The sequence below is a fragment of the Streptomyces sp. NPDC002701 genome (assembly GCF_042889045.1).
GTDB lineage: Bacteria > Actinomycetota > Actinomycetes > Streptomycetales > Streptomycetaceae > Streptomyces.
On sequence record NZ_JBIAQL010000005.1, the window covers coordinates 193,578 to 215,880 of the forward strand.

The 22,303-nt window shown below is 69.0% G+C and carries 16 protein-coding genes; 12 read left to right on the top strand and 4 right to left on the bottom strand.

What is annotated here, in order from left to right; genetic code table 11:
* Nucleotides 1–23 precede the first annotated feature (23 nt).
* Entirely contained in the window at nucleotides 24–1,055 is a 1,032-nt protein-coding gene (locus ACFYXC_RS16675) for an alanine racemase (protein WP_388923197.1), read from the top strand.
* Between the two features lie 191 nt (nucleotides 1,056–1,246).
* Here the strand turns inward: ACFYXC_RS16675 and ACFYXC_RS16680 are convergent, their stop codons facing one another.
* Together ACFYXC_RS16680 and ACFYXC_RS16685 are read right to left on the bottom strand one after the other, a co-directional pair.
* Nucleotides 1,247–2,755: a glycosyltransferase family 87 protein gene (locus ACFYXC_RS16680; RefSeq protein ID WP_389552809.1), complete on the bottom strand. Its 1,509-nt coding sequence runs from the start codon at nucleotides 2,753–2,755 to the stop codon at nucleotides 1,247–1,249.
* Nucleotides 2,756–2,894: 139 nt separating this feature from the next.
* Nucleotides 2,895–5,621, bottom strand: a complete 2,727-nt coding sequence (locus ACFYXC_RS16685) for a transglycosylase domain-containing protein (RefSeq protein WP_389552014.1) — start codon at nucleotides 5,619–5,621, stop codon at nucleotides 2,895–2,897.
* Between the two features lie 374 nt (nucleotides 5,622–5,995).
* Here ACFYXC_RS16685 and ACFYXC_RS16690 point away from each other — a divergent pair, with 374 nt between their 5' ends.
* The 4 genes from ACFYXC_RS16690 (at nucleotide 5,996) to ACFYXC_RS16705 (ending at nucleotide 9,749) form a co-directional block, all read left to right on the top strand.
* Nucleotides 5,996–6,679, top strand: coding sequence for a helix-turn-helix transcriptional regulator (locus ACFYXC_RS16690; protein WP_389552016.1), 684 nt, complete (start codon nucleotides 5,996–5,998; stop codon nucleotides 6,677–6,679).
* A 44-nt stretch (nucleotides 6,680–6,723) separates the two neighbouring features.
* Entirely contained in the window at nucleotides 6,724–7,806 is a 1,083-nt protein-coding gene (locus ACFYXC_RS16695; protein ID WP_388923209.1) for an inositol-3-phosphate synthase, read from the top strand.
* Nucleotides 7,807–7,884: 78 nt separating this feature from the next.
* A complete protein-coding gene (locus tag ACFYXC_RS16700; protein WP_388923212.1) occupies nucleotides 7,885–9,150 on the top strand; it encodes an MFS transporter in 1,266 nt (421 codons plus the stop codon).
* A 116-nt stretch (nucleotides 9,151–9,266) separates the two neighbouring features.
* Nucleotides 9,267–9,749, top strand: a complete 483-nt coding sequence (locus tag ACFYXC_RS16705; RefSeq protein WP_388923215.1) for a hypothetical protein — start codon at nucleotides 9,267–9,269, stop codon at nucleotides 9,747–9,749.
* Nucleotides 9,750–9,858: 109 nt separating this feature from the next.
* Here the strand turns inward: ACFYXC_RS16705 and ACFYXC_RS16710 are convergent, their stop codons facing one another.
* Nucleotides 9,859–11,325 carry a CCA tRNA nucleotidyltransferase gene (locus tag ACFYXC_RS16710; RefSeq protein WP_389552019.1) on the bottom strand — a complete coding sequence of 489 codons (1,467 nt, stop codon included), beginning with the start codon at nucleotides 11,323–11,325 and terminating at the stop codon, nucleotides 9,859–9,861.
* A 235-nt stretch (nucleotides 11,326–11,560) separates the two neighbouring features.
* On the opposite strand from ACFYXC_RS16710, the gene ACFYXC_RS16715 reads away from it, so the two are divergent.
* From ACFYXC_RS16715 to trxA, 7 genes are all read left to right on the top strand, one after another.
* Nucleotides 11,561–13,975 carry a DUF6049 family protein gene (locus tag ACFYXC_RS16715; RefSeq protein ID WP_389552022.1) on the top strand — a complete coding sequence of 805 codons (2,415 nt, stop codon included), beginning with the start codon at nucleotides 11,561–11,563 and terminating at the stop codon, nucleotides 13,973–13,975.
* Between the two features lie 46 nt (nucleotides 13,976–14,021).
* Nucleotides 14,022–16,241, top strand: coding sequence for a murein biosynthesis integral membrane protein MurJ (gene murJ, locus ACFYXC_RS16720; protein ID WP_389552025.1), 2,220 nt, complete (start codon nucleotides 14,022–14,024; stop codon nucleotides 16,239–16,241).
* A 118-nt stretch (nucleotides 16,242–16,359) separates the two neighbouring features.
* The gene (locus ACFYXC_RS16725) at nucleotides 16,360–18,084 is read left to right on the top strand and encodes a protein kinase family protein (protein ID WP_389552028.1); all 1,725 of its coding nucleotides are present in this window, start codon (nucleotides 16,360–16,362) and stop codon (nucleotides 18,082–18,084) included.
* A 36-nt stretch (nucleotides 18,085–18,120) separates the two neighbouring features.
* Nucleotides 18,121–18,831, top strand: a complete 711-nt coding sequence (gene sigM, locus ACFYXC_RS16730; protein WP_388923231.1) for an RNA polymerase sigma factor SigM — start codon at nucleotides 18,121–18,123, stop codon at nucleotides 18,829–18,831.
* Nucleotides 18,828–19,781 (top strand): hypothetical protein, encoded by a 954-nt coding sequence (locus ACFYXC_RS16735; RefSeq protein WP_389552031.1) that lies wholly within the window; start codon nucleotides 18,828–18,830, stop codon nucleotides 19,779–19,781. Before sigM ends, ACFYXC_RS16735 begins: the two co-directional genes overlap by 4 nt.
* A gap of 193 nt (nucleotides 19,782–19,974) precedes the next feature.
* The gene (trxB, locus tag ACFYXC_RS16740; RefSeq protein WP_389552034.1) at nucleotides 19,975–20,943 is read left to right on the top strand and encodes a thioredoxin-disulfide reductase; all 969 of its coding nucleotides are present in this window, start codon (nucleotides 19,975–19,977) and stop codon (nucleotides 20,941–20,943) included.
* Between the two features lie 43 nt (nucleotides 20,944–20,986).
* The gene (gene trxA / locus ACFYXC_RS16745) at nucleotides 20,987–21,319 is read left to right on the top strand and encodes a thioredoxin (protein ID WP_190203100.1); all 333 of its coding nucleotides are present in this window, start codon (nucleotides 20,987–20,989) and stop codon (nucleotides 21,317–21,319) included.
* A 146-nt stretch (nucleotides 21,320–21,465) separates the two neighbouring features.
* Here the strand turns inward: trxA and ACFYXC_RS16750 are convergent, their stop codons facing one another.
* Complete coding sequence (locus tag ACFYXC_RS16750; protein WP_388923240.1) at nucleotides 21,466–22,083, bottom strand: GNAT family N-acetyltransferase; 618 nt, start codon at nucleotides 22,081–22,083, stop codon at nucleotides 21,466–21,468.
* Between the last annotated feature and the right edge of the window lie 220 nt (nucleotides 22,084–22,303).

Here is a 22,303-nt window from a genome sequence, read left to right on the forward strand (position 1 = left end):
CGAGAAAGGTTCCAGGTCCGGCCATGGCGCTCACGCTCTACGTCGACACCGCACGCTGGCGGGCGCACCACAAGCACGTGGTCGAGCAGTTCCCGGGGCTCGTGCCCGTCTGCAAGGGGAACGGCTACGGCTTCGGCCACGAGCGGCTGGCCGACGAGGCCACCCGCCTGGGCTCGGACGTGCTGGCCGTCGGCACGACCTACGAGGCGGCGCGTATCAAGGACTGGTTCGGCGGCGACCTGCTGGTGCTGACGCCCTTCAGACGGGGCGAGGAGCCCGTACCGCTGCCCGACCGCGTCATCCGTTCCGTCTCCTCCGTGGACGGTGTCTACGGCCTGGTGGGCGCCCGCGTCGTCATCGAGGTCATGTCCTCCATGAAGCGGCACGGGGTGAGCGAGCGTGACCTGCCGCAGCTGCACGCCGCCATCGAGAACGTGCGGCTGGAGGGCTTCGCGATCCACCTGCCCCTGGACCGTACCGACGGCTCGGACGCCGTCGAGGAGGTCATCGGCTGGATGGACCGGCTGCGCGCGGCACGGCTTCCGCTGCACACGATGTTCGTCAGCCACCTCAAGGCGGACGAGCTCGCCCGGCTGCAGCAGCAGTTCCCGCAGACCCGGTTCCGGGCCCGTATCGGCACGCGGCTGTGGCTGGGGGACCATGACGCGACCGAGTACCGCGGCGCCGTCCTGGACGTCTCCGCCGTCGCCAAGGGCGACCGTTTCGGCTACCGGCAGCAGAAGGTCGCCTCGGACGGCTGGCTGGTCGTCGTGGCGGGCGGTACGTCGCACGGGGTGGGTCTGGAAGCCCCCAAGGCCCTGCACGGCGTCATGCCACGCGCCAAGGGCGTCGCCCGGGCCGGCCTCGCCACCGTCAACCGGAACCTCTCGCCGTTCGTCTGGGGCGGCAAGCAGCGCTGGTTCGCGGAGCCCCCGCACATGCAGGTCTCGATCCTCTTCGTGCCCTCGGACGCTCCCGAGCCGAAGGTCGGCGAGGAGTTGGTGGCCCATCTGCGGCACACCACCACGCAGTTCGACCGCGTCGTCGAGCGCTGACCGCGCGGCGCCCCGCAAACAGCCCGTGGAGGGCCCGTACAGGCCCTTGAGGAGCCCGTACAGAGCCACCAGGGGCACAGGGTCCCAGGGAGCCCCACGGCCGAGAGCCCGTACACAGACGAAAGGCCGTACACGGAAACCGTGTACGGCCTTTCGCGTGCAGCGCCCGCGCCCTGTTCGCTCAGAGCGAACTAGGATTTCCTCCCGTTTTCGCCGCCGCTGCCCCACTCCACGTAAGGGCCCTCGAAGTGCGCCGCGTGCCGCGGCGGACGCGCGGCGGCGCCCAGGACGAAGACGTCCTCCGCGCCGTCCAGCACGCCGCCCGACGGGTCGTCGTCACCGGAACGGCGCACCACGTCCCGTTCCGGCATGAAGATGTCGCGCACGATCACGGCGCAGATGTACAGCGTCCCCAGCAGGTGGACGGCGATGGCCAGCTGGTACCCCTCCTGGGGGAGCCCCTTGTGGGCGTCCCCGCTGGTCGTGTACGCGAGGTACATCCAGATCCCGAGGAAGTACGCGACCTCGCACGCCTGCCAGATCAGGAAGTCCCGCCACTTCGGGCGGGCCAGGACGGCGAGGGGAACCAGCCACAGTACGTACTGCGGCGAATAGACCTTGTTGGTGAGGATGAAGGCCGCGACGATCAGGAACGCCAGCTGGGCGAAGCGGGGCCGGCGCGGAGCGGTCAGCGCAAGCGCCGCGACGCCCACGCAGGAGACCAGCATCAGCACCGTGGCCAGTGTGTTGACGGTGTCCGTGACGAGCGGCGTCTCCATGCGCTGGGAGAGGATCAGCCAGAAGGAGCCGAAGTCGACGCCGCGTTCCTGGCTGAACGTGTAGAACTTCGACCACCCCTCGGGCGCCAGCAGCATCACCGGAAGGTTCACGACGAGCCAGGAGCCGGCCGCGCCGAGCAGGGCCGTGCCGAACTCACGCCATCTGCCCGCCCGCCAGCACAGCACGAGCAGCGGTCCCAGCAGCAGCACGGGATACAGCTTGGCGGCCGTGGCGAGCCCCAGGAGGACCCCGAAGGCGAGGGGACGGCTCCGGGACCACATCAGCATCGCGGCGGCCGTCAGAGCGACCGCCAGGAGGTCCCAGTTGATGGTGGCGGTCAGCGCGTAGGCGGGCGCCAGAGCGACCAGCAGAGCGTCCCAGGGCCGCCGTCGGTGGGTACGGCTCACACAGACGGCGATGACGGCCGCGCAGGCCATCAGCATCCCGGCGTTGACCATCCAGTAGACCTGCTCCTGGTCCTGGATGCTGCCGCTGCCCGGCGTGAGCCAGGCGGCGACCTCCATGAACACGCCGGTCAGCACCGGGTACTCGAGGTACTCCATGTCGCCTTCGAGCTTGTCGAAGTACGGCACGAGCCCGTCGGCGAAGCCACGCCCCTGGTAGAGGTGCGGGATGTCCGAGTAGCACGCGTGCGTGTACTGGGAACTGGCCCCGAAGAACCAGGCACCGTCGTAGCACGGCAGCTTCTGCACCATGCCGAGGGCGAACATGCCGATCGCGACGAGCGCGACGATGCGCACCGGAGTCCACCAGGACGTCCCCGTCAGCGCGCGCCGTCCGAGCGGGCCTCCGAACAGTTCACTGCCGGCCGCGGCGACCGGGTCCTCCTTGGTCGGCCGCACCAGATCTGGCTCGTGCACGCTCGCGCGCGTCGTCTCTGCACTGGGCATGCCGCACATCCTGCCGTACGTGTCGGGGGATCCGCCGGGGCGGGCGGGTTCGGGCCCGTCGGGCGGCCAGCGGAACGGTGCCCGGACACGCAAAGGGCCGCCGACCGGAGTCGGCGGCCACCTCGCGCCCGGAAAACAGCTCGGCCGGCTAGCCCTCGGCCCCCTGGAAGAGGGCACCGTTGCCGTTGCCGCCGCCTCTGCTGTTGCCCTCTTCCTCCTCGTCGGATTCCGTGGGTGAGGGGCTCACACCTCCGTCGGTACCGCCGGCGTCGGTCCCGCCGTTGTTGGTCCCGCCGGTGTCCTGGCACTCGAAGTCGAAGTTGCCGCAGGTCTCACTCGGGGAGGGGGAGGGAGACGTCTCGGTCTTCGTCGGTGTGGGACTCGGCGATTCGCTCTCCTCCTCCGTCTCGACGGGCGTCGGGGTCGGGGTCGGGGTCGGGACGTCGTTGACGACCTCGCCGATGGGTTCGGGCGTCGGGAACTGCTCGACCTTCGCGCCCTTGAGCGCCTGCTCCATGTAGTCGTGCCAGATCTCGGCCGGGAACGAGGCGCCGTGGATCTCGTCCTGGCCACCGGTCCCGTACATCTCGAGGAACTCGCGCTTCTTGTTGGACTCGTCGTCGTCCAGGCGGTACATGGAGATCGCGGTCGAGAGCTGCGGGGTGTACCCCACGAACCAGGCGGACTTGTTGCCGTCGGTCGTACCGGTCTTGCCCGCCACCGGCCGGTTGTCCAGCTTCGCCGCGGTACCGGTGCCCTCGTCCACGACGGTCTTGAGGACGTCCGTGACGTTGTCCGCGACCTTGGCGGTGAACGCCTGCTTCGACCTGGCCGCGTTCTCGTGCTGGAAGACCGTGCCGTCCTTGTCGGTGATCTCGTCGACCGAGTACGGCTCGTTCTGCTTGCCGCTCGCCGCGAAGGTGGCGTACGCGCCGGCCATCCGGATCGCACTGGGGTCCGAGGTACCGATGGAGAAGGACGGGAAGCTGGCGCTGGCCAGGCTGCTCTCCTTGATGCCCGCGTCCAGGGCGGACTCCCTGACCTTCTCCAGGCCCACGTCCATGCCCAGCTGGACGTACGCGGAGTTGGAGGAGACCCTCATCGCCTCACGGAGGTCGATCTGGAAGGTGGGCGGGTTGTACGACTCGTCACCGTCGTTCCGCTGCAGCCATTCCTTCTCGTCCTTGTCCTTCCAGACCGTCCCGTCGTAGTCCTCGATCTTCAGCTTGTTCTTGCCGCTGTAGAGGCTTTTGGGGGAGACCTTGATCCTCTCGTCCTGGGCCTGGGTGCGCCCGAGGTCGGGGTCGAGGATGCCCCACTTCATGGCGGCCGCGAGGACGAACGGCTTGAAGGTCGACCCGACCTGGGCACCGGTCTGGTCGGCGTTGTTGGTGAAGTGCTTGGTCGCGTCCTCACCGCCGTAGATGGCCTTGATGGCGCCGGTCTTCGGGTCCACCGAGGCCCCGCCGAACTGGACGTGCTCGTCCGTCCTCGGGCGGACCTTCGGCTTGATGTTCTCCTTCTGGACCTTCTTCACCGCGGTCTCGAGCTGCTTCACCTTCTTCTTGTCGAAGGTGGTGTGGATCTCGTAGCCGCCCTCACGGAGCTGCTTCTCGGTGATCCCGGTCTTCTCGCTGTTGTTGACGATGTACGCCTTGGCGAGGTCGACGAGGTAACCGATCTGGCCGCCCAGCTGGGCGTTGGACCGCGGGCTCTGCAGTGTGGGGAAGTCGGGGTACTTGGCCTGCTCCGACTTCGCCAGGTGCCCGTCCTTGACCATCTCGCCGAGGATCCAGCGCCACCGGGTCTCCGCGCGCTCGCGGTTGGCGGCGGGCGTGGCGGCCGGGTCGATCGACTCGGCGCCTGCCGGGTCGTAGTACGTGGCGCCCTTGAGGACCGCCGCCAGGAAGGCGCACTGGCTCGGGTTGAGGTCCTCGGCGTCCTTGTCGAAGTACGTCCGCGCGGCCGCCTGGATCCCGTAGGCACCGCGGCCGTAGTAGGCCGAGTTCAGGTAGCCGGCCATGATGTCGTCCTTGTCGACCTCGGCGCCGACCTTGATCGAGACGAAGAGCTCCTTGAACTTCCGGGAGATCGTCTGCGACTGGTCCTCCAGCATCGCGTTCTTCACGTACTGCTGGGTGATCGTGGAGCCGCCCTGGGTCTCGCCGCCCTTGGCCATGTTGAACAGGGCCCGGCCGATGCCCATGGGGTCGACGCCCCGGTCGTTCTCGAACGTCTTGTTCTCGGCCGAGATGACGGCGTAGCGCATCTCCTTGGGGATCCGGGCGTAGTCGATGATCTGGCGGTTCGTCTCACCACCGGTGGCGACCATCTGCGTACCGTCGGCCCAGTAGTAGACGTTGTTCTGCGCCTCGGCCGTCTTGGCGACGTCCGGGATGCCCACCAGCGCGTACGCGACTCCGGCGATCGCCATCATGCCGCCGAAGAAGCCGACGAACAGTCCCGTCACGAGCTTCCAGGACGGCACCCAGCGCGCCGGCCCGTACCTGCCCGCGCGCGGGTAGTCCACGAGCCGCTTCTTCGGTGGCACGGCGCCGCGCCCGCGGCCCCGGCCGGGACCGGTCGGCCCGCCGGGACCACCGCGCCGCCCACCGCCCCCGTGGCCGCCCTGACCGGCGCCGTCGGCCGCTCTGCGCCGGCCTCCGCCGCTGCTGCCTCTCTGTGACGCCCGCCGGGCCTCCGCGCGGCTGCCGAACGGGCGTTCCTCACCCCCCGAGTCGTAGGAATCGGAAGGAGACTCGGTTGCGCCCCGCGGTGCCGCACGGCGACCGGAGGACGAGCCGGTCTGGCCGCGTCGGGCCGCGGCACGTCCGCCGCCCTGCGGCTGCGGCGGTTTGCGACGGTGCTCGCTCATCGAACGATTACTCCTCGGGCAGGCGCACCTGAGCGCGCCTGGAAACGGCGGCTGGTTTCCGGTCCCCCCGAAGTACGGATGCGGTCGTTTTTACATTCATCCGTACCGCACCGAGGACAGGGACGTCCCCGGGCGTCACTCGGTTCCCGGTGGTTTGCATGGCGCACAGACTACGCACCGTCAAAACCCGCCTAGCGCCGAAGTTCACCCCAAACCAGGCAACTTGCCTCCTACGAATCAGTGATGTGACGCCGTTCACCGTGCCCCCTCTTGTCGCAGGCAGCGGAGCGATCTATCGTGCTGATGTATCGAGTCGATACATCAGCACGGCATAAAGACCGTCACGGCAGGACCGCGGCAGAGAGGAGGCGACGATGAGCCGGCGTTCCGGAATCCTCGAGTTCGCCGTCCTCGGCCTTCTCCGCGAGTCCCCGATGCACGGCTATGAGCTGCGCAAACGCCTCAATACGTCACTGGGTGTGTTCCGTGCGTTCAGCTACGGGACGCTCTACCCCTGCCTCAAGACGCTGGTCACCAACGGCTGGTTGATCGAGGAGCCGGGGAACACCCCCGAGGACGCACTCGCGACGCCCCTGTCAGGGCGCCGCGCCAAGATCGTCTACAGGTTGACGGCGGAGGGCAAGGAGCATTTCGAGGACCTGCTCTCGCAGACGGGCCCCGACGCGTACGAGGACGAGCATTTCGCCGCTCGTTTCGCGTTCTTCGGCCAGACGTCACGGGATGTACGGATGCGGGTCCTCGAAGGCCGCCGCAGCCGGCTCGAGGAGCGACTGGAGAAGATGCGCGCCTCACTGGCGCGCACCCGGGAGCGCCTCGACGACTACACGCTTGAGCTCCAGCGCCACGGAATGGAGTCCGTGGAGCGCGAAGTGCGCTGGCTGAACGAGCTCATCGAGAGCGAGCGGGCGGGGCGGGACCAGCGGCGTCCCGACCCCGACGGCTCCGCTCAGCAGGACAACACATCTGGGGAGTCGGGCGGCCTGCCCCGGCCCGGGGACACCCCCGGGCCGGATCCGTCCGACGACACTGCCACGTGAAGTCCGCTCAGGGCTTCACCGAGTACACACAGGGAGCAACCGGAATGGGTTCGGTTCGCGTAGCCATCGTCGGCGTGGGCAACTGCGCCGCCTCGCTGGTTCAGGGCGTCGAGTACTACAAGGACGCCGATCCGGCGTCCAAGGTGCCGGGCCTGATGCATGTCCAGTTCGGCGAGTACCACGTGGGCGACGTCGAGTTCGTCGCCGCCTTCGACGTCGACGCGAAGAAGGTCGGCCTCGACCTCTCGGACGCCATCGGCGCCAGCGAGAACAACACCATCAAGATCTGCGACGTCCCGAACAAGGGCGTCACGGTCCAGCGCGGCCATACCCATGACGGGCTCGGCAAGTACTACCGCGAGACCATCGAGGAGTCCGACGAGGCCCCGGTCGACGTCGTCAAGGTCCTCAAGGACCAGCAGGTCGACGTCCTCGTCTGCTACCTGCCCGTCGGATCCGAGGACGCGGCGAAGTTCTACGCCCAGTGCGCCATCGACGCCAAGGTCGCCTTCGTCAACGCTCTGCCGGTCTTCATCGCCGGCACCAAGGAGTGGGCGGACAAGTTCACCGAGGCGGGCGTCCCGATCGTCGGCGACGACATCAAGTCGCAGGTCGGCGCCACCATCACGCACCGCGTGATGGCGAAGCTGTTCGAGGACCGCGGTGTCCGTCTCGAGCGCACCATGCAGCTCAACGTCGGCGGCAACATGGACTTCAAGAACATGCTGGAGCGCGACCGCCTCGAGTCCAAGAAGATCTCGAAGACGCAGGCCGTCACCTCGCAGATCCCCGACCGTGACATGGGCGCGAAGAACGTCCACATCGGTCCCTCGGACTACGTGGCCTGGCTCGACGACCGCAAGTGGGCGTACGTCCGCCTCGAGGGCCGTGCCTTCGGTGACGTCCCGCTGAACCTGGAGTACAAGCTGGAGGTCTGGGACTCCCCGAACTCCGCGGGTGTCATCATCGACGCCCTGCGTGCCGCGAAGATCGCCAAGGACCGCGGCATCGGCGGTCCGATCCTCTCCGCGTCGAGCTACTTCATGAAGTCCCCGCCGGTCCAGTACTTCGACGACGAGGCGTACGCCAACGTCGAGAAGTTCATCAAGGGCGAGGTCGAGCGCTAGGACCCGTCCCGCGCACGGCGGACGAGGGTCCCAGGGGCACTGCTCCGGGGGCCCTCTCCCTGTGCCAGGCTGTGACCCATGGCTGTCGTGGGTGACCTGCGCGTACTCCTGCGCTTCCAGAACTTCCGGCGGCTGCTCGCCGTCCGGCTGCTGTCCCAGGGCGCCGACGGGGTCTACCAGATCGCGCTGGCCACCTATGTCGTCTTCTCGCCGGAGAAGCAGACATCGGCGGCCGCGATCGCCTCCGCCATGGCGGTCCTGCTTCTCCCGTACTCGCTCGTCGGTCCTTTCGCGGGCGTCCTCCTCGACCGCTGGAGACGCCGCCAGGTCTTCCTGTACGGCAACCTGCTGCGGGCGCTCCTCGCGTGCCTGACGGCCGTCCTGATGCTGAGCGGCGTCCCTGACCAGCTCTTCTACGCGTCCGCTCTGTGTGTGACCGCCGTCAACCGGTTCGTGCTGGCGGGGCTGTCGGCCGCCCTGCCCCGGGTCGTCGACTCCGAGCGCCTGGTGATGGCGAACTCCCTGTCACCCACGGCCGGCACGCTCGCCGCGACCCTCGGCGGCGGCCTCGCCTTCGTCGTACGCCTCGTCGGCTCCGACTCCGACGCGGCGGTCGTCCTTGTGGGAGCGGCCCTGTACGTGTGCTCCGCGTTCGCCTCCCTGCGGCTGGCCCCGGACCTGCTGGGTCCCGACCGGCAGCAGGTGCAGCCACGACTGAGCACGGCACTGGCCGGGACCGCACGCGGCCTGGCGGCCGGCGTCCGCCATCTGGCGCAGCCCGCACGCCGGGAGGCCGCCTGGGCGCTGGCCGCGATGACCCTGATGCGGTTCTGCTACGGCGCGCTGACGGTCATGGTGCTGATGCTCTGCCGGTACGCCTGGTCGTCCGGCCCCGACGACGACGGGCTCGCCCTTCTTGGTCTGGCCGTGGGCATCTCCGGGGCGGGCTTCTTCGTCGCCGCGGTCCTGACCCCGGCCGGCGCGAGCCGGCTGGGTCCTGGGGGTTGGATCATCGCCTGCGCCGCGTCCGCCGCTGTGCTGGAACCGGCCCTGGGTCTCTCGTTCGCCGAGGTCCCCATGCTGATCGCGGCCTTCGTCCTCGGCCTCACCACACAGGGCGCGAAGATCGCCACGGACACCGTGGTCCAGTCGTCCGTGGACGACGGCTTCCGTGGCCGAATCTTCGCCGTCTACGACGTGCTGTTCAACGTCGCCTTCGTCGGTGCGGCGGCGGTGGCCGCCCTGATGCTGCCTCCGGACGGCCGTTCCGTGGCGCTCGTGGTCACGGTGGCCGTTATCTACGGGGCAGTTGCTGCCACTATGGCCAGATTTAAGCTTCAGTAAGTGTCACATCAATGCCACAGAGACCCTCCGGGTTACGGAGTTGTCAGTGGAGCCCGGTAGCTTACGTGGGTCTTATTTCGCGCCACGCGCTCCTACGTTCGAGGGGGACCCCCAAAGTGACCACTCCGCCGCCCCAGGGCCAGAATCCGTTCGCTCAGGGCCAGCCGCCCCAGGGCCAGCCCCAGGGTCAGCCGCTCCAGGGGAACCCCTACGGACAGCAGCCTCCTCAGGGCTACCCGCAGCAGCCGAACGCTCCGTACGCCCCGGTCCCGCCCGAGCCGCCGAAGCGCAACCTCAAGAAGTACCTGCGGTTCGCGATCCCCGTCGTCGTGCTCATAGTCGCCGTCGGTGGCTGGCTGGCAAGCCGTGACGACGCGCAGAGCGCCAAGGTCGGCGACTGCATGAGCATCGGCAACCCGAACAGCACCACCGACCCGGAGCTCGAGGTCGTGGACTGCGGCAACTCCAAGGCCGCGTACAAGGTCGAGCAGAAGAAGAGCAACGACTCGGGCTGCGACCGCACCAAGTACGCCGAGTACACGGAGACGGGTGGCGGCAGCGACTTCACCCTCTGCCTGTCGGAGTACTCCTCCAAGTAGGAGCTCGCGCATACGCCGAGGGCCGTTGTTTCACGTGAAACAACGGCCCTCGGCGTATCCCGCTCCTGTAGCCGGTCATGTTTCACGTGAAACATGACCGGCCGCATTCTCAGTTCTGCTCCGCCCACCACTCCTTGAGCGCCGCCACGGCCGTGTCGTACTCCATCGGTCCCTCCTCCAGACGGAGCTCCAGCAGGAACTTGTAAGCCTGGCCGATGGCCGGCCCCGGTCCGATGCCCAGGACCTCCATGATCTGGTTGCCGTCGAGGTCGGGCCGGATCGCGTCCAGCTCCTCCTGTTCCTGAAGCTGGGCGACACGCTCCTCCAGGCCGTCGTAGGCGCGGGAGAGAGCGGTGGCCTTGCGCTTGTTCCGTGTCGTGCAGTCGGAGCGGGTCAGCTTGTGGAGACGGTCGAGGAGCGGGCCCGCGTCACGGACATAGCGGCGGACCGCCGAGTCCGTCCACTCGCCCGTGCCGTAGCCGTGGAAGCGCAGATGCAGCTCGACCAGGCGCGAGACGTCCTTCACCAGCTCGTTGGAGTACTTGAGCGCGGTCATCCGCTTCTTCGTCATCTTGGCTCCCACCACCTCGTGGTGGTGGAAGGAGACGCGCCCGTCCTCCTCGAAGCGACGTGTCCGCGGCTTGCCGATGTCGTGCAGCAGCGCTGCCAGGCGCAGGACGAGATCCGGACCGTCCTCCTCCAGCGCCATCGCCTGCTCCAGGACGATCAGCGTGTGGTCGTAGACATCCTTGTGCCGGTGGTGCTCGTCCCGCTCCAGCCGCAGGGCCGGCAGCTCGGGCAGCACGCGCTCGGCGAGCCCGGTGTCGACGAGCAGTGTCAGACCCTTGCGCGGGTGCGCGGAGAGGATCAGTTTGTTGAGCTCGTCGCGCACCCGCTCGGCCGAGACGATCTCGATCCGGTCGGCCATCGCCTTCATCGCCGCGACGACGCCCGGCGCCACCTCGAAGTCGAGCTGCGCCCCGAAGCGCGCGGCACGCATCATCCGCAGCGGGTCGTCGGAGAAGGACGACTCGGGAGTGCCGGGCGTCCGCAGCACTCGGGCGGCGAGGTCGTCGAGTCCGCCGTGCGGGTCGATGAACTCCTTCTCGGGGAGCGCCACGGCCATCGCGTTCACCGTGAAGTCACGGCGCACCAGGTCGTCCTCGATGCGGTCGCCGTAGGACACCTCGGGCTTGCGCGAGGTCCGGTCGTACGCCTCCGAGCGGTACGTCGTCACCTCGATCTGGAAGCTCTGGTCGACGTCCCCGACGCGGGCCTCCTTCTGCGCTCCGACCGTGCCGAAGGCGATCCCGACCTCCCACAGGGCGTCCGCCCACGGCCGCATGATCCTCAGTACGTCCTCGGGACGGGCGTCCGTCGTGAAGTCCAGGTCGTTACCGAGCCGGCCGAGAAGGGCGTCCCGTACCGAGCCGCCGACGAGGGCGAGAGAGAACCCGGCCTCCTGGAAACGACGGGCGAGTTCATCGGCGACGGGGGACACCCGCAGCAGCTCGCTCACCGCGCGGCTCTGCACCTGGTTCAGCTCACTGGGACTGTCTTCGTTGGCTTTCGACACAACAGAAAAGGGTACGTGGCCCCCACGCCCGGCGGCGCCTTCATTAAACGTGCACAGGCGCCGCCCCTGTTCCGTGTGGGGACACCGCCGTAGATACGCTCACATAGAGGGGCAGCGCGGAAGCTTCTCCCGATCTTGTGGAGCGGACCGCGGCACTTACCCTCGGCGCACATCGTTACCATGCGTGGACGCACATTCCGACGACCACTGACGACGACGAGGGACGGGCGAGCGCGTGGCCGAGGCGGCAGACTTCCAGGGGACCAGTCCCTCACCTGCCCGCCGGTGGCTGCGGCGCACGGGAGCACTGCTCGCCGGGGTGCCTCTGCTCGCCGGTGCATTCCAGCTACCCACGTCCGGGTCCTCGTACGCCTCGGAACGCGGCCTCGCGGCCGAGGTCACCGGTTCCCGCACGGTCGACGTGTCCCTCGACTTCCTCAGCCCCAGCGTGCCCTCCGAGGACGACACGCTCACCGTCTCGGGCCGGATCGTCAACCGTGGCAAGCAGGCCGTCACCGGCGCGCACGTCGGTCTGCGGGTGGGCCCGACGCTGAACGGCCGCTCGGCGATCGACGACGCCCCGAGGAGCAACCCCTACGCGGGCACGGAGGTCGGCGGAAAGTACGTGGCGAAGTTCACGAGGCTGGCGCCGGGCGTCCCACAGACCTTCAGCATCTCCGTGCCCGTCGACCGGCTGGATCTCGGCTCCGACGGCGTCTACCAGCTCGGTGTCACGCTCACCGGCCGGACCGCCACCGCACCGTACGACCAGATCCTCGGCATCGAACGGAGCTTCCTGCCGTGGCAGCCGGAGGACGCGGACACGAAGAGCCGGACGACGTACCTCTGGCCGCTGATCTCGACCTCGCACATGACCGCCGAGACGGGTTCGAACGAGCAGCAGACGCCCGTCTTCGCCGACGACGACGTCCTGGCCGCCGAGCTCTCCCCCGGCGGTCGCCTGGAGCGGCTCCTCAGCCTCGGCAAGGACCTCGACATCACCTGGGTCATCGACCCGGACCTGCTGGCCTCCGTCGACGCGATGACCCGCAGCTACCGGGTCCAGGTGAACGGCTCCAGCACGACGACCAGGGCCGGCACGCACCAGGCGGTGGCCAAGCAGTGGCTCGGCGAACTGGAGAAGGCGGTCGAGGACGAGGAAGTCGTCGCCCTCCCCTTCGCCGACCCGGATCTGGCGTCGCTGGCGCACAGCGGCACGGCCGTGACCGGATCGCTGAGCCACCTCAAGGACGCCACCACCGTCGCCGGGACGACCGTGGAGTCCATCCTCCACGTCACCCCCAGCACGGAATACGCCTGGCCCGTGAACGGCGCGATCGACCCGTCGATCGTCAAGGTCGCGACCTCGGCCGGCGCCGACACCGTCCTCTCCCGCAGCGACAGCCTGAAGGAGACCGGTGCTCTCCCGTACACGCCCTCGGCGGCGCGGCCCATCGGCGGCGGCATCACCGCGGTGGTCGCGGACGCCCGTCTGTCGACGGCGTTCCAGGGCGACATGACGGTGGCGGGCAACTCCACGCTGGCCGTGCAGCGGTTCCTCGCCCAGAGCCTCATGCTCACCCGCCAGGCCCCGGACAAGCAGCGCAGCGTCGTGATCGCCCCGCAGCGCATGCCGACCGCCAGCCAGGCCCAGACGATGGCGCAGGCACTGACAGCGCTGCAGGACGGGAACTGGTCGCAGTCCGCCGATCTGTCCGCGGCCACCAGGACCGAGCCGGACTCCGGCGCCACCACCCGGGTTCCGCCGGCGTCCTCGTACCCCGGCTCGCTGCGCGATCGGGAGCTGTCGGAGGATGCCTTCGTGCAGATCGAGCGCACGCAGAAGAAGCTCGACAGCTTCCAGGTGATCCTTTCGGACAAGTCCCGTGTGGTCACGCCCTTCGGCCGGGCCATGGACCGGTCGATGTCCACCTCCTGGCGGGGCCGGACCGTCGAGGCGGCGGCATACCGCGACGGCGTGGAGCAGTACCTCAAGAGGCTCACCGAGGGCGTCGGACTGATCGACAAGTCCGAGGCGAAGCTCTCCGGGCGCAGCGCCACCATCCCGGTCACCGTGCAGAACAACCTCGTCCAGGGCGTCGATCACCTGGTCCTGCGGCTGACGTCGACCCAGCCGAGCCGGCTCAGCATCGGTGACGGTGCCTTCCAGGAACACCCGGTCGCCGTCTCCGGCGGGCACAGCCAGTCGGTGAAGTTCACCACCAACGCCCACGCCAACGGCCGGGCCGGGGTGATCGCCCAGCTCTACACGCAGGACGGCCGGCCGTACGGGCCCTCGGTCACCTTCGACGTGCGGGTCACCGAGATCACGGCAACGGTGATGCTGGTCATCGCCGGCGGTGTCCTGCTGCTCGTGCTCGCCGGATTCCGGATGTACACGCAGCGCAAGCGGGAGGCCGCCCGCCGGGCCGCGCAGGAGACGGAGAACGTCCCCGCGGGCGACGGAGCGGAGCACACCGCGACCCCCGTCGCCGTCGGTGCCGGCACCGACGGTACCGAGGGCGGTCGCGAGAAGGCGTCCACCACCGGGCCGGGTGCCTACGACCCGGAGCACCCGAGTGACCCTTCACCGGACACCGCACGGGAAATCACCGACCCGTCCGGCACGGGTGAGAGAGTGGACCGTTGAGCGATGTCGTGGCCGGTGGGCCCGGGGACGATGAGGTGGGGTAACCATGAACGCGCCGTACGACGGTGACCGCGGTCAGGGCGCGGGGGGCTCCGGCCACCCCGACGACCCGCCGCAGGGCCCGCCGCACCCCGGCGAGGTGCCTCAGCAGCCTGCGGCCGAGGTGTACTTCCAGGACGCCTACGCCCAGGATCCCTACCGGGCGCAGGATCTGTCCGCCCAGGACCCCGTCACCGAGGCCCTCTACGACCGTGCCGCGCATCCCCCGCCGCCGCCCGGCACGTACCCGCCGCAGCAGCCGCTCTACGCCCAGCCGCCCCAGTCCCCGTACGCCCCCGACCCCCGCGTGTGGGCACAGACCCCGGCGCCCGAGCCGGAGGCCCCCACGCAGTACCTGCCGTACGGGGACGATCCCCGTACGACGCAGTTCGTCGGGGTGGACGACCTGGTGACCCAGGCCGGCGAGCAGCGCCACGAGCCGGACGCGTTCGCTCACCTCTTCCGGGACCAGCAGCAGGGTGGTGTCCATCCTCCGGCCGGACCGCCCGTCGTGCCTCCCCCGGCGGCGGAACCTGCTCCGGCCGCCGCGGCTCCGTCGGCGCCCGCGCCTGCTCCCGCTCCGGCGAAGAAGTCCGGCGGCCGCGCCTCCGGGCTGCTGAAGTCGAGTGCGGTGATGGCGGCCGGGACCATGGTGTCCCGCCTCACCGGCTTCATCCGCTCGGCGCTCATCGTCGCGGCGCTGGGCGTCGGTCTGCTCGGCGACACCTTCCAGGTGGCGTACCAGCTGCCGACGATGATCTACATCCTGACCGTCGGCGGCGGCCTCAACTCCGTCTTCGTACCGCAGCTGGTGCGTGCCATGAAGGACGACGAGGACGGCGGCGAGGCGTACGCCAACCGGCTGCTGACCCTCGTCGTCGTGGTCCTCGGCCTGCTCACCGCACTCGCGGTGCTCGCCGCGCCCCTCCTGGTCCAGGCGCTGTCGACGCGGGTCGCGGACGACGCGGCGGCCAACGACGTCGCCGTCACCTTCGCCCGCTACTTCCTGCCCACGATCTTCTTCATGGGCATCCACGTGGTGATGGGCCAGATCCTCAACGCGCGCGGGAAGTTCGGCGCGATGATGTGGACCCCGGTCCTCAACAACATCGTCATCATCGTGACGCTCGGCCTCTTCATCTGGGTGTACGGCACCGCGGCCAGCTCCGAGATGAAGGTTTCGACCATCCCGCCGGAGGGCGAACGGCTGCTCGGCGCCGGTGTCCTGCTCGGACTCGTCGTCCAGGCGCTCGCGATGATCCCGTACCTGCGGGAGACCGGCTTCCGGCTGCGGCTGCGCTTCGACTGGAAGGGCCACGGACTCGGCAAGGCGGCGATGCTCGCCAAGTGGACGGTGCTCTTCGTCCTCGCCAACCAGGCGGGCGCGATCGTCGTGACCCAGCTGTCCACCGCGGCCGGTGACGCTTCCCCGGTCGACGGCACGGGCTTTGCCGCCTACGCCAACGCGCAGCTCATCTGGGGCCTTCCACAGGCCATCATCACGGTCTCGCTGATGGCCGCCCTGCTGCCGCGGCTCGCGCGCTCCGCCCACGAGGGCGACAGCGGAGCCGTCCGCGACGACATCTCCCAGGGCCTGCGCACCACGGCCGTGGCGATCGTGCCGATCTCCTTCGGCTTCGTGGCTCTCGGCGTCCCGATGTGCACGCTGATGTTCGGTGCCTCCGGAACCGGCGAGGCGACGAACATGGGCTACATGCTGATGGCCTTCGGCCTCGGCCTGATCCCGTACTCCGTGCAGTACGTCGTGCTTCGCGCCTTCTACGCGTACGAGGACACCCGCACCCCCTTCTACAACACGGTCATCGTGGCGGTCGTCAACGCCAGTGCCTCCGCGCTCTGTTTCTTCCTGCTTCCCGCGCGCTGGGCGGTCGCGGGCATGGCCGCCTCGTACGGTCTCGCCTACGCGATCGGTGTCGGAGTCGCCTGGAGCCGGCTGAGCAGACGGCTGGGCGGCGACCTGGACGGCGGCCGCGTCCTGCGCACCTACGCGCGGCTCGCGATCGCGGCGGTACCGGCCGCGCTGCTCAGCGGCGCGGCCTGCTACGGAATCAGCAAGACGCTGGGACAGGGTGTCGGCGGCTCGTTCGCGGCCCTGCTCGGCGGTGGCGTCGTACTGCTCGGCGTCTTCTTCGTCGCGGCGCGGCGGATGCGCATCGAGGAACTGAACGGCATGGTCGGCATGGTCCGCGGGCGCCTTGGGCGTTGAGAGCGGGGTAGGCGCACAACCATCGTTCGCGACCGCGTGTCGTGCAGAGGGACGGACTGTGGGCACAATTGGCTTGGGCGTCGGACGACGTGCAACGGATGGGGAGGCAGGAGCGACGGTGGCGGAACGGAGCACGGCTGCCGTCGACGTGGCGGACAGCAGCGGCGATGAGCCGCTGACCGCGAAGGCGGACCAGTCCACGGCCGACGGGGTGGCCCAGAACCGGGAGCGGGACACGGACAGCTCGGAGAGTGCAGAGGCGCAGGGGAGCGGGGGGAACGAGAGCCCCGGCAGGACGTCACCCCCTGAGTTGCACAGTGGGCACAAACTCGCCAGACGCTACCGCCTGGAGGAGTGTGTCACCCGTCTGGACGGATTCAGCAGTTGGCGTGCGGTGGACGAGAAGCTCCGCCGCGCCGTCGGTGTGCACCTGTTGCCCGCCGACCATCCACGAGCGCGCTCCGTCCTGGCGGCGGCCCGTTCGTCCGCCCTGCTGGGCGATCCCCGGTTCGTCCAGGTCCTGGACGCGGTCGAGGAGAACGACCTCGTCTATGTGGTGCACGAATGGCTGCCGGACGCCACGGAGTTGACGACGCTCCTGGCTGCCGGACCGCTGGAGGTGCACGAGGCGTACCAGATGGTCAGCCAGGTCTCCCAGGCGATGGCCGCCGCACACCGCGAAGGGCTGGCTCATCTGAAGCTGACCCCGGGCGCCGTGCTGCGCACCTCGTCCGGACAGTGGCGCATCCGGGGCCTCGCCGTGAACGCCGCCCTGCGAGGCATCTCCTCGGACACCCCGCAGCGCACGGACACGGAAGCGATCGGCGCGCTCCTGTACGCCTCGCTCACCCAGCGCTGGCCGTACGAGGACGACGCGTACGGCCTCTCCGGCCTGCCCAAGGACGTCGGCCTCATCGCGCCCGACCAGGTACGGGCCGGCGTGCACCGCGGCCTGTCGGAACTCGCGATGCGCGCGCTCTCCAACGAGGGCGCGACCGCGTCCCGCCAGGAACCTCCGTGCACCACGCCGGAGGAACTGGTGAAGGCCATCGGCGAGATGCCGCGCATCCGGCCGCCCGAGCCCACCTTCACGGCGCCGCCGGAGTACCAGCACACGACGTACCAACAGGGCAGCTACGGCCGCCCCGCCCCGCACCCGGGCTCCACCCAGTCACTGTCGGCGCCGCTGCCTCCGCTGCAGACCCGCACCGGCAAAGCCCTCAAGTGGGCGGTGTCCGCGCTGCTGATCGCCGCACTGGGCCTCGGCAGCTGGCAGCTCGCGGACGCGCTCATGGATCACGAGAAGTCCGACGGGACGGGCAACACCCGGACGACGGACGAGAACGACAAAAGCGGCATCGAGGCCAGGCCCTTGAAGCCGCTGACGATCCAGGACGCCGCGGAGTACTACCCGGACGGCAAGCCCCAGCACGCCAACGACGCGGATCTGACGTACGACAAGGACAGCTCCACGTACTGGAGGACGTACTCCTACCGGGGTGGTCCCACGCTGGCGCCCTTCAAGGCAGGTGTGGGGATCGTCTACGACCTCGGCTCCGAACAGGAGGTGTCGACGGCCTCGATAGGGCTGTACTACGCGGGCGACCACACGACGGCCTCGCTGTACGCGGCCGACTCGCTGTCGTCTGCCGCCCCCCTCAGTTCGATGACGAAGATCGCGTCGGGCACGACCACGTCCACGGACTTGAAGATCTCCGCCAAGAAGACGGTCAAGACCCGGTACGTTCTGGTCTGGATCACCGAGGTGCCCAGGGCGTCCGGCGACCAGTTCAGCGGCGCCGGTTACAAGCAGGGCATCACCGACGTGAAGTTCACCGGCTGAGACCGCCTGAAGAGTCACCGAGGGGGAGGGGGTTCGATGGCGGAGAGCGCCTACAGCGAGGCGACCGATCAGGACCTCCTCGCCCGTCATGTCGACGGTGACCCCGATGCCTTCGGTGAGCTCGTGCGGCGCCACCGTGACCGGCTCTGGGCGGTGGCGCTGCGGACACTGGGCGACCGCGAGGAAGCCGCTGACGCCGTCCAGGACGCTCTCGTCTCGGCCTACCGGGCCGCCCACACCTTCCGCGGCCAGTCGGCCGTCACGACCTGGCTGCACCGCATCACGGTGAACGCCTGCCTGGACCGAGCGCGCAAGGCGGCCTCCAGGAAGACCTCTCCGGTGGACGACACCGAACGCCTCGAGCAGCTCCTGGAGCCGCACGAGTCCGCCTCCGCCCCCGCCGAGCGCAACGATCTGCACCGTGAGCTGCTGGAGGCGCTGGGCACCCTGCCTGTCGACCAGCGGGCCGCACTCGTCCTCGTGGACATGCAGGGTTATCCCGTGGCAGAGGCCGCCAGTCTGCTCGACGTGCCGACCGGCACGGTCAAGAGCCGTTGTGCGCGTGGCAGAGCCAGACTCCTCCCCCTGCTCAAGCATCTGCGCACGGACGGCGGGAGCGACAGAGCGGGCAAGAAGTCGAGCGAGGGAAGGAACCGTACGCAGGGGACATCCGTCCCACCCGCAGCGGAACCACATGACGGACCAAGCGATTCAGCTGCTGTGAAGGGCGGAGGTGGGCGAGCGTGACATCCACGACAGACACGGCCGGGCACCCGGACGTCACGGAGATCTCCGACCTCACCGAAGGTCTGCTCCCCGCGTCCCGGTCGGCAGCCGTACGACGCCACCTGGACGACTGCACGCTCTGCGCCGACGTCCACGACTCGCTGACAGAGATCCGCGGCATGCTCGGGACGCTGCCCGGCCCGCTCCGCATGCCCGATGACGTCGTGGGACGCATCGACGCCGCTCTCGCTGCCGAGGCCCTGCTCGATGCCACGGCCCCCACCGCCGGCGCAGACGCCGTGTCGTCCGCGGGCGCCTCACCCTCACGGTCCGGCGACGAACGCGAGAGCACGGGCGCAGAGGGCGAGGAAAGCGGTCATGTTTCACGTGAAACATCGACCGCGGCGGACCGCCCCGCAGGGCATTCCCGCGGAGCCACCGGTCCGGGCCGTGTGAGCCGCCCCCGTCGTCGGCGTCGTAGGACCGTCGTCCTGGGCGCCATGTTCACCGCCGCGGCGCTGGGGCTCGGTGGTGTGCTCCTCCAGTCACTCGGGGGCGACAGCTCGGACAACGATCCTGCGGCATCTCCGAAGCAGACCGACTCGGCCACCACCTTCGCCGGGAAGGAGCTGGAGGTCCAGGTCGAGGATCTGCTGGCAAAGGCGGAGAAGAAGGACGGCGGCCCTCGCAGCGCCAAGCCACAAGGCACCGGGTCCCAGGAGAGCCCGAGCATCCTCAACCTCCCCACGGACTCCGTCCCCGTCTGCATCACGCAGGGGATCGGCCGCGACGCGACTCCGCTCGCGTCCAAGGAGGGCTCCTACAAGGGCACGGAGGCATATCTCGTGGTGCTTCACGCCGCCACCGACCCGACACAGGTCACGGCGTACGTCGTCGACTCCGCCTGTGTGGACAAGCCGTCGATCACCGCCGGCAAGGTCCTACTGGAGCGCTCCTACCCGCTGGACTGAGCGCGCACAGCCACGTCACGGACCATCGTCGCCCATTCCCCGCCGACCGTTGACTCCCCGTGCGATGACTCGTCTCCGTGTGCCCGGGCACAGTGGGAATGCGCGCCCCTTAGGATCCGTTGGGTGGGGTGAGGGTTCTGAGAGAGGCTCCCCCGGTCGTACGTAGCAGTCCCCAGAGACGAGGAATCAAGCCGTGAGCGACGTTCGTAACGTGATCATCATCGGCTCCGGGCCCGCCGGCTATACGGCGGCGCTCTATACAGCGCGCGCGTCGCTCAAGCCGCTGGTGTTCGAGGGCGCCGTCACCGCCGGTGGTGCCCTCATGAACACGACTGAGGTGGAGAACTTCCCCGGCTTCCAGGACGGTGTCATGGGCCCCGAGCTCATGGACAACATGCGGGCCCAGGCCGAGCGCTTCGGTGCGGAGCTGATCCCGGACGACATCGTCGCAGTCGATCTCAGCGGTGAGGTCAAGACGGTCACGGACACCGCAGGCACCGTGCACCGGGCGAAGGCTGTCATCGTCACCACCGGCTCGCAGCACCGCAAGCTGGGGCTGCCCAAGGAGGACGTCCTCTCTGGACGCGGCGTCTCCTGGTGTGCGACGTGTGACGGCTTCTTCTTCAAGGACCAGGACATCGCCGTGATCGGCGGCGGCGACACCGCCATGGAGGAGGCCACCTTCCTCTCCCGGTTCGCGAAGTCCGTGACCATCGTCCACCGGCGCGACACCCTGCGCGCCTCCAAGGCGATGCAGGAGCGCGCCTTCGCCGACCCGAAGATCAAGTTCGTCTGGGACAGCGAGGTGGCCGAGATCCAGGGCGACCAGAAGCTGTCCGGTCTGACCCTGCGCAACCTGAAGACCGGCGAGACGTCCGAGCTGCCCGTCACCGGGCTGTTCATCGCGATCGGCCATGACCCGCGCACGGAGCTCTTCAAGGGCCAGCTCGACCTGGACGAAGAGGGCTACCTCAAGGTCGAGGCACCCTCGACCCGGACGAACCTGACGGGCGTCTTCGGCGCCGGTGACGTCGTCGACCACACCTACCGTCAGGCGATCACCGCGGCCGGCACCGGCTGCTCCGCCGCTCTCGACGCCGAGCGCTTCCTCGCCGCCCTTGCGGACGGCGAGGTCGCGGAGCCCGAGAAGACCACTGTCTGACCCCCCATCCGCCCCACCGCACCAACCAGTTAAGGAGCCCGCCGTGGCCGGCACCCTGAAGCACGTGACCGACGACTCTTTCGAGCAGGACGTCCTCAAGAGCGACAAGCCCGTACTGGTGGACTTCTGGGCCGCCTGGTGCGGTCCGTGCCGCCAGATCGCTCCGTCCCTCGAAGCGATCGCCGCCGAGTATGGCGACAAGATCGAGATCGTCAAGCTCAACATCGACGAGAACCCGGGTACGGCCGCCAAGTACGGCGTCATGTCCATCCCGACCCTGAACGTCTACCAGGGTGGCGAGGTCGCCAAGACCATCGTGGGCGCCAAGCCGAAGGCCGCGATCGTCCGCGACCTCGAGGACTTCATCGCCGAGTAATTCGGACTGTCGCTCGCGAGCGACGATGTTTCACGTGAAACACGGATGGGCCAACCCGAACGGGTTGGCCCATCCGCATATGAGCCCGAGCCGACGACCGAACGATTCCCACTGGCCGGCACGGCGAGCTCCACATACGACGAGTTCTACAACGGACGCAGTACCGGTTCCTTCTGTACGGCTCCCAGCAACCGGTCGAGCGCCAGCTCCACGTCTTCCTTCCAGGAGAGCGTCGTCCGCAGCTCCAGGCGCAGTCGCGGGTACGTCGGATGCGGCCGGACGGTCTTGAAGCCCACGGCCAGCAGATGGTCGGCGGGCAGGACGCAGGCCGGCTCCTTCCACCGGGCATCGCCGAACGCCTCGATGGCCTTGAATCCCCGTCGCAGGAGGTCCTTGGCGACCGTCTGGACCATCACGCGTCCGAGCCCCTGCCCTTGGAACTCCGGAAGGATGAAGGCGGTCATCAGCTGGATCGCGTCGGGCGAGACCGGGCTCGTGGGAAATGCCGTCGACCGCGGCACGTAGGCGGGTGGTGCGTAGAGCACGAAGCCCACCGGTACGTCGTCCACATACACGACCCGGCCGCAGGATCCCCACTCCAGCAGGACGGCGGAGATCCACGCCTCCTTCTCCAGATCGGGAGTACCTGCTTTTACCGCTGCCTGGCCGCTGACTGGGTCCAACTCCCAGAAGACGCACGCCCGACAGCGTTCGGGAAGGTCCTGAAGGTTGTCCAGCGTGAGCGGTACGAGCCGGCGCCCCATGAAGGCAGTTCCTCGCTTCCCTCGCCCGCGGCGTCGCGGGCGGCTGTCAGAGCGCTCCGTTCCCTGAGCAGGCTGCCGACGAACCCGCCGACTGCTCCCAACCCCAGGCCCGCGCTCACCAGTCCGGTGCGGCTCACCGTTCGCATGGCCTCCGCCTCCCCACAGAAGGTGCTGCCAGGTGAATGCGCCTTACTCAGACGCATCGTATCCACGAAGCGAT

Excerpts from the sequence above, each read along its gene's own strand:
- ACFYXC_RS16690 (WP_389552016.1), top strand. The coding sequence starts at position 5,996 with ATGAGCCGGCGTTCCGGAATCCTCGAGTTCGCCGTCCTCGGCCTTCTC.
- ACFYXC_RS16695 (WP_388923209.1), top strand. The coding sequence starts at position 6,724 with ATGGGTTCGGTTCGCGTAGCCATCGTCGGCGTGGGCAACTGCGCCGCC.
- ACFYXC_RS16680 (WP_389552809.1), bottom strand. The coding sequence starts at position 2,755 with ATGTGCGGCATGCCCAGTGCAGAGACGACGCGCGCGAGCGTGCACGAG.
- ACFYXC_RS16700 (WP_388923212.1), top strand. The coding sequence starts at position 7,885 with ATGGCTGTCGTGGGTGACCTGCGCGTACTCCTGCGCTTCCAGAACTTC.
- ACFYXC_RS16675 (WP_388923197.1), top strand. The coding sequence starts at position 24 with ATGGCGCTCACGCTCTACGTCGACACCGCACGCTGGCGGGCGCACCAC.
- ACFYXC_RS16750 (WP_388923240.1), bottom strand. The coding sequence starts at position 22,083 with ATGGGGCGCCGGCTCGTACCGCTCACGCTGGACAACCTTCAGGACCTT.
- sigM (WP_388923231.1), top strand. The coding sequence starts at position 18,121 with ATGGCGGAGAGCGCCTACAGCGAGGCGACCGATCAGGACCTCCTCGCC.
- ACFYXC_RS16685 (WP_389552014.1), bottom strand. The coding sequence starts at position 5,621 with ATGAGCGAGCACCGTCGCAAACCGCCGCAGCCGCAGGGCGGCGGACGT.
- murJ (WP_389552025.1), top strand. The coding sequence starts at position 14,022 with ATGAACGCGCCGTACGACGGTGACCGCGGTCAGGGCGCGGGGGGCTCC.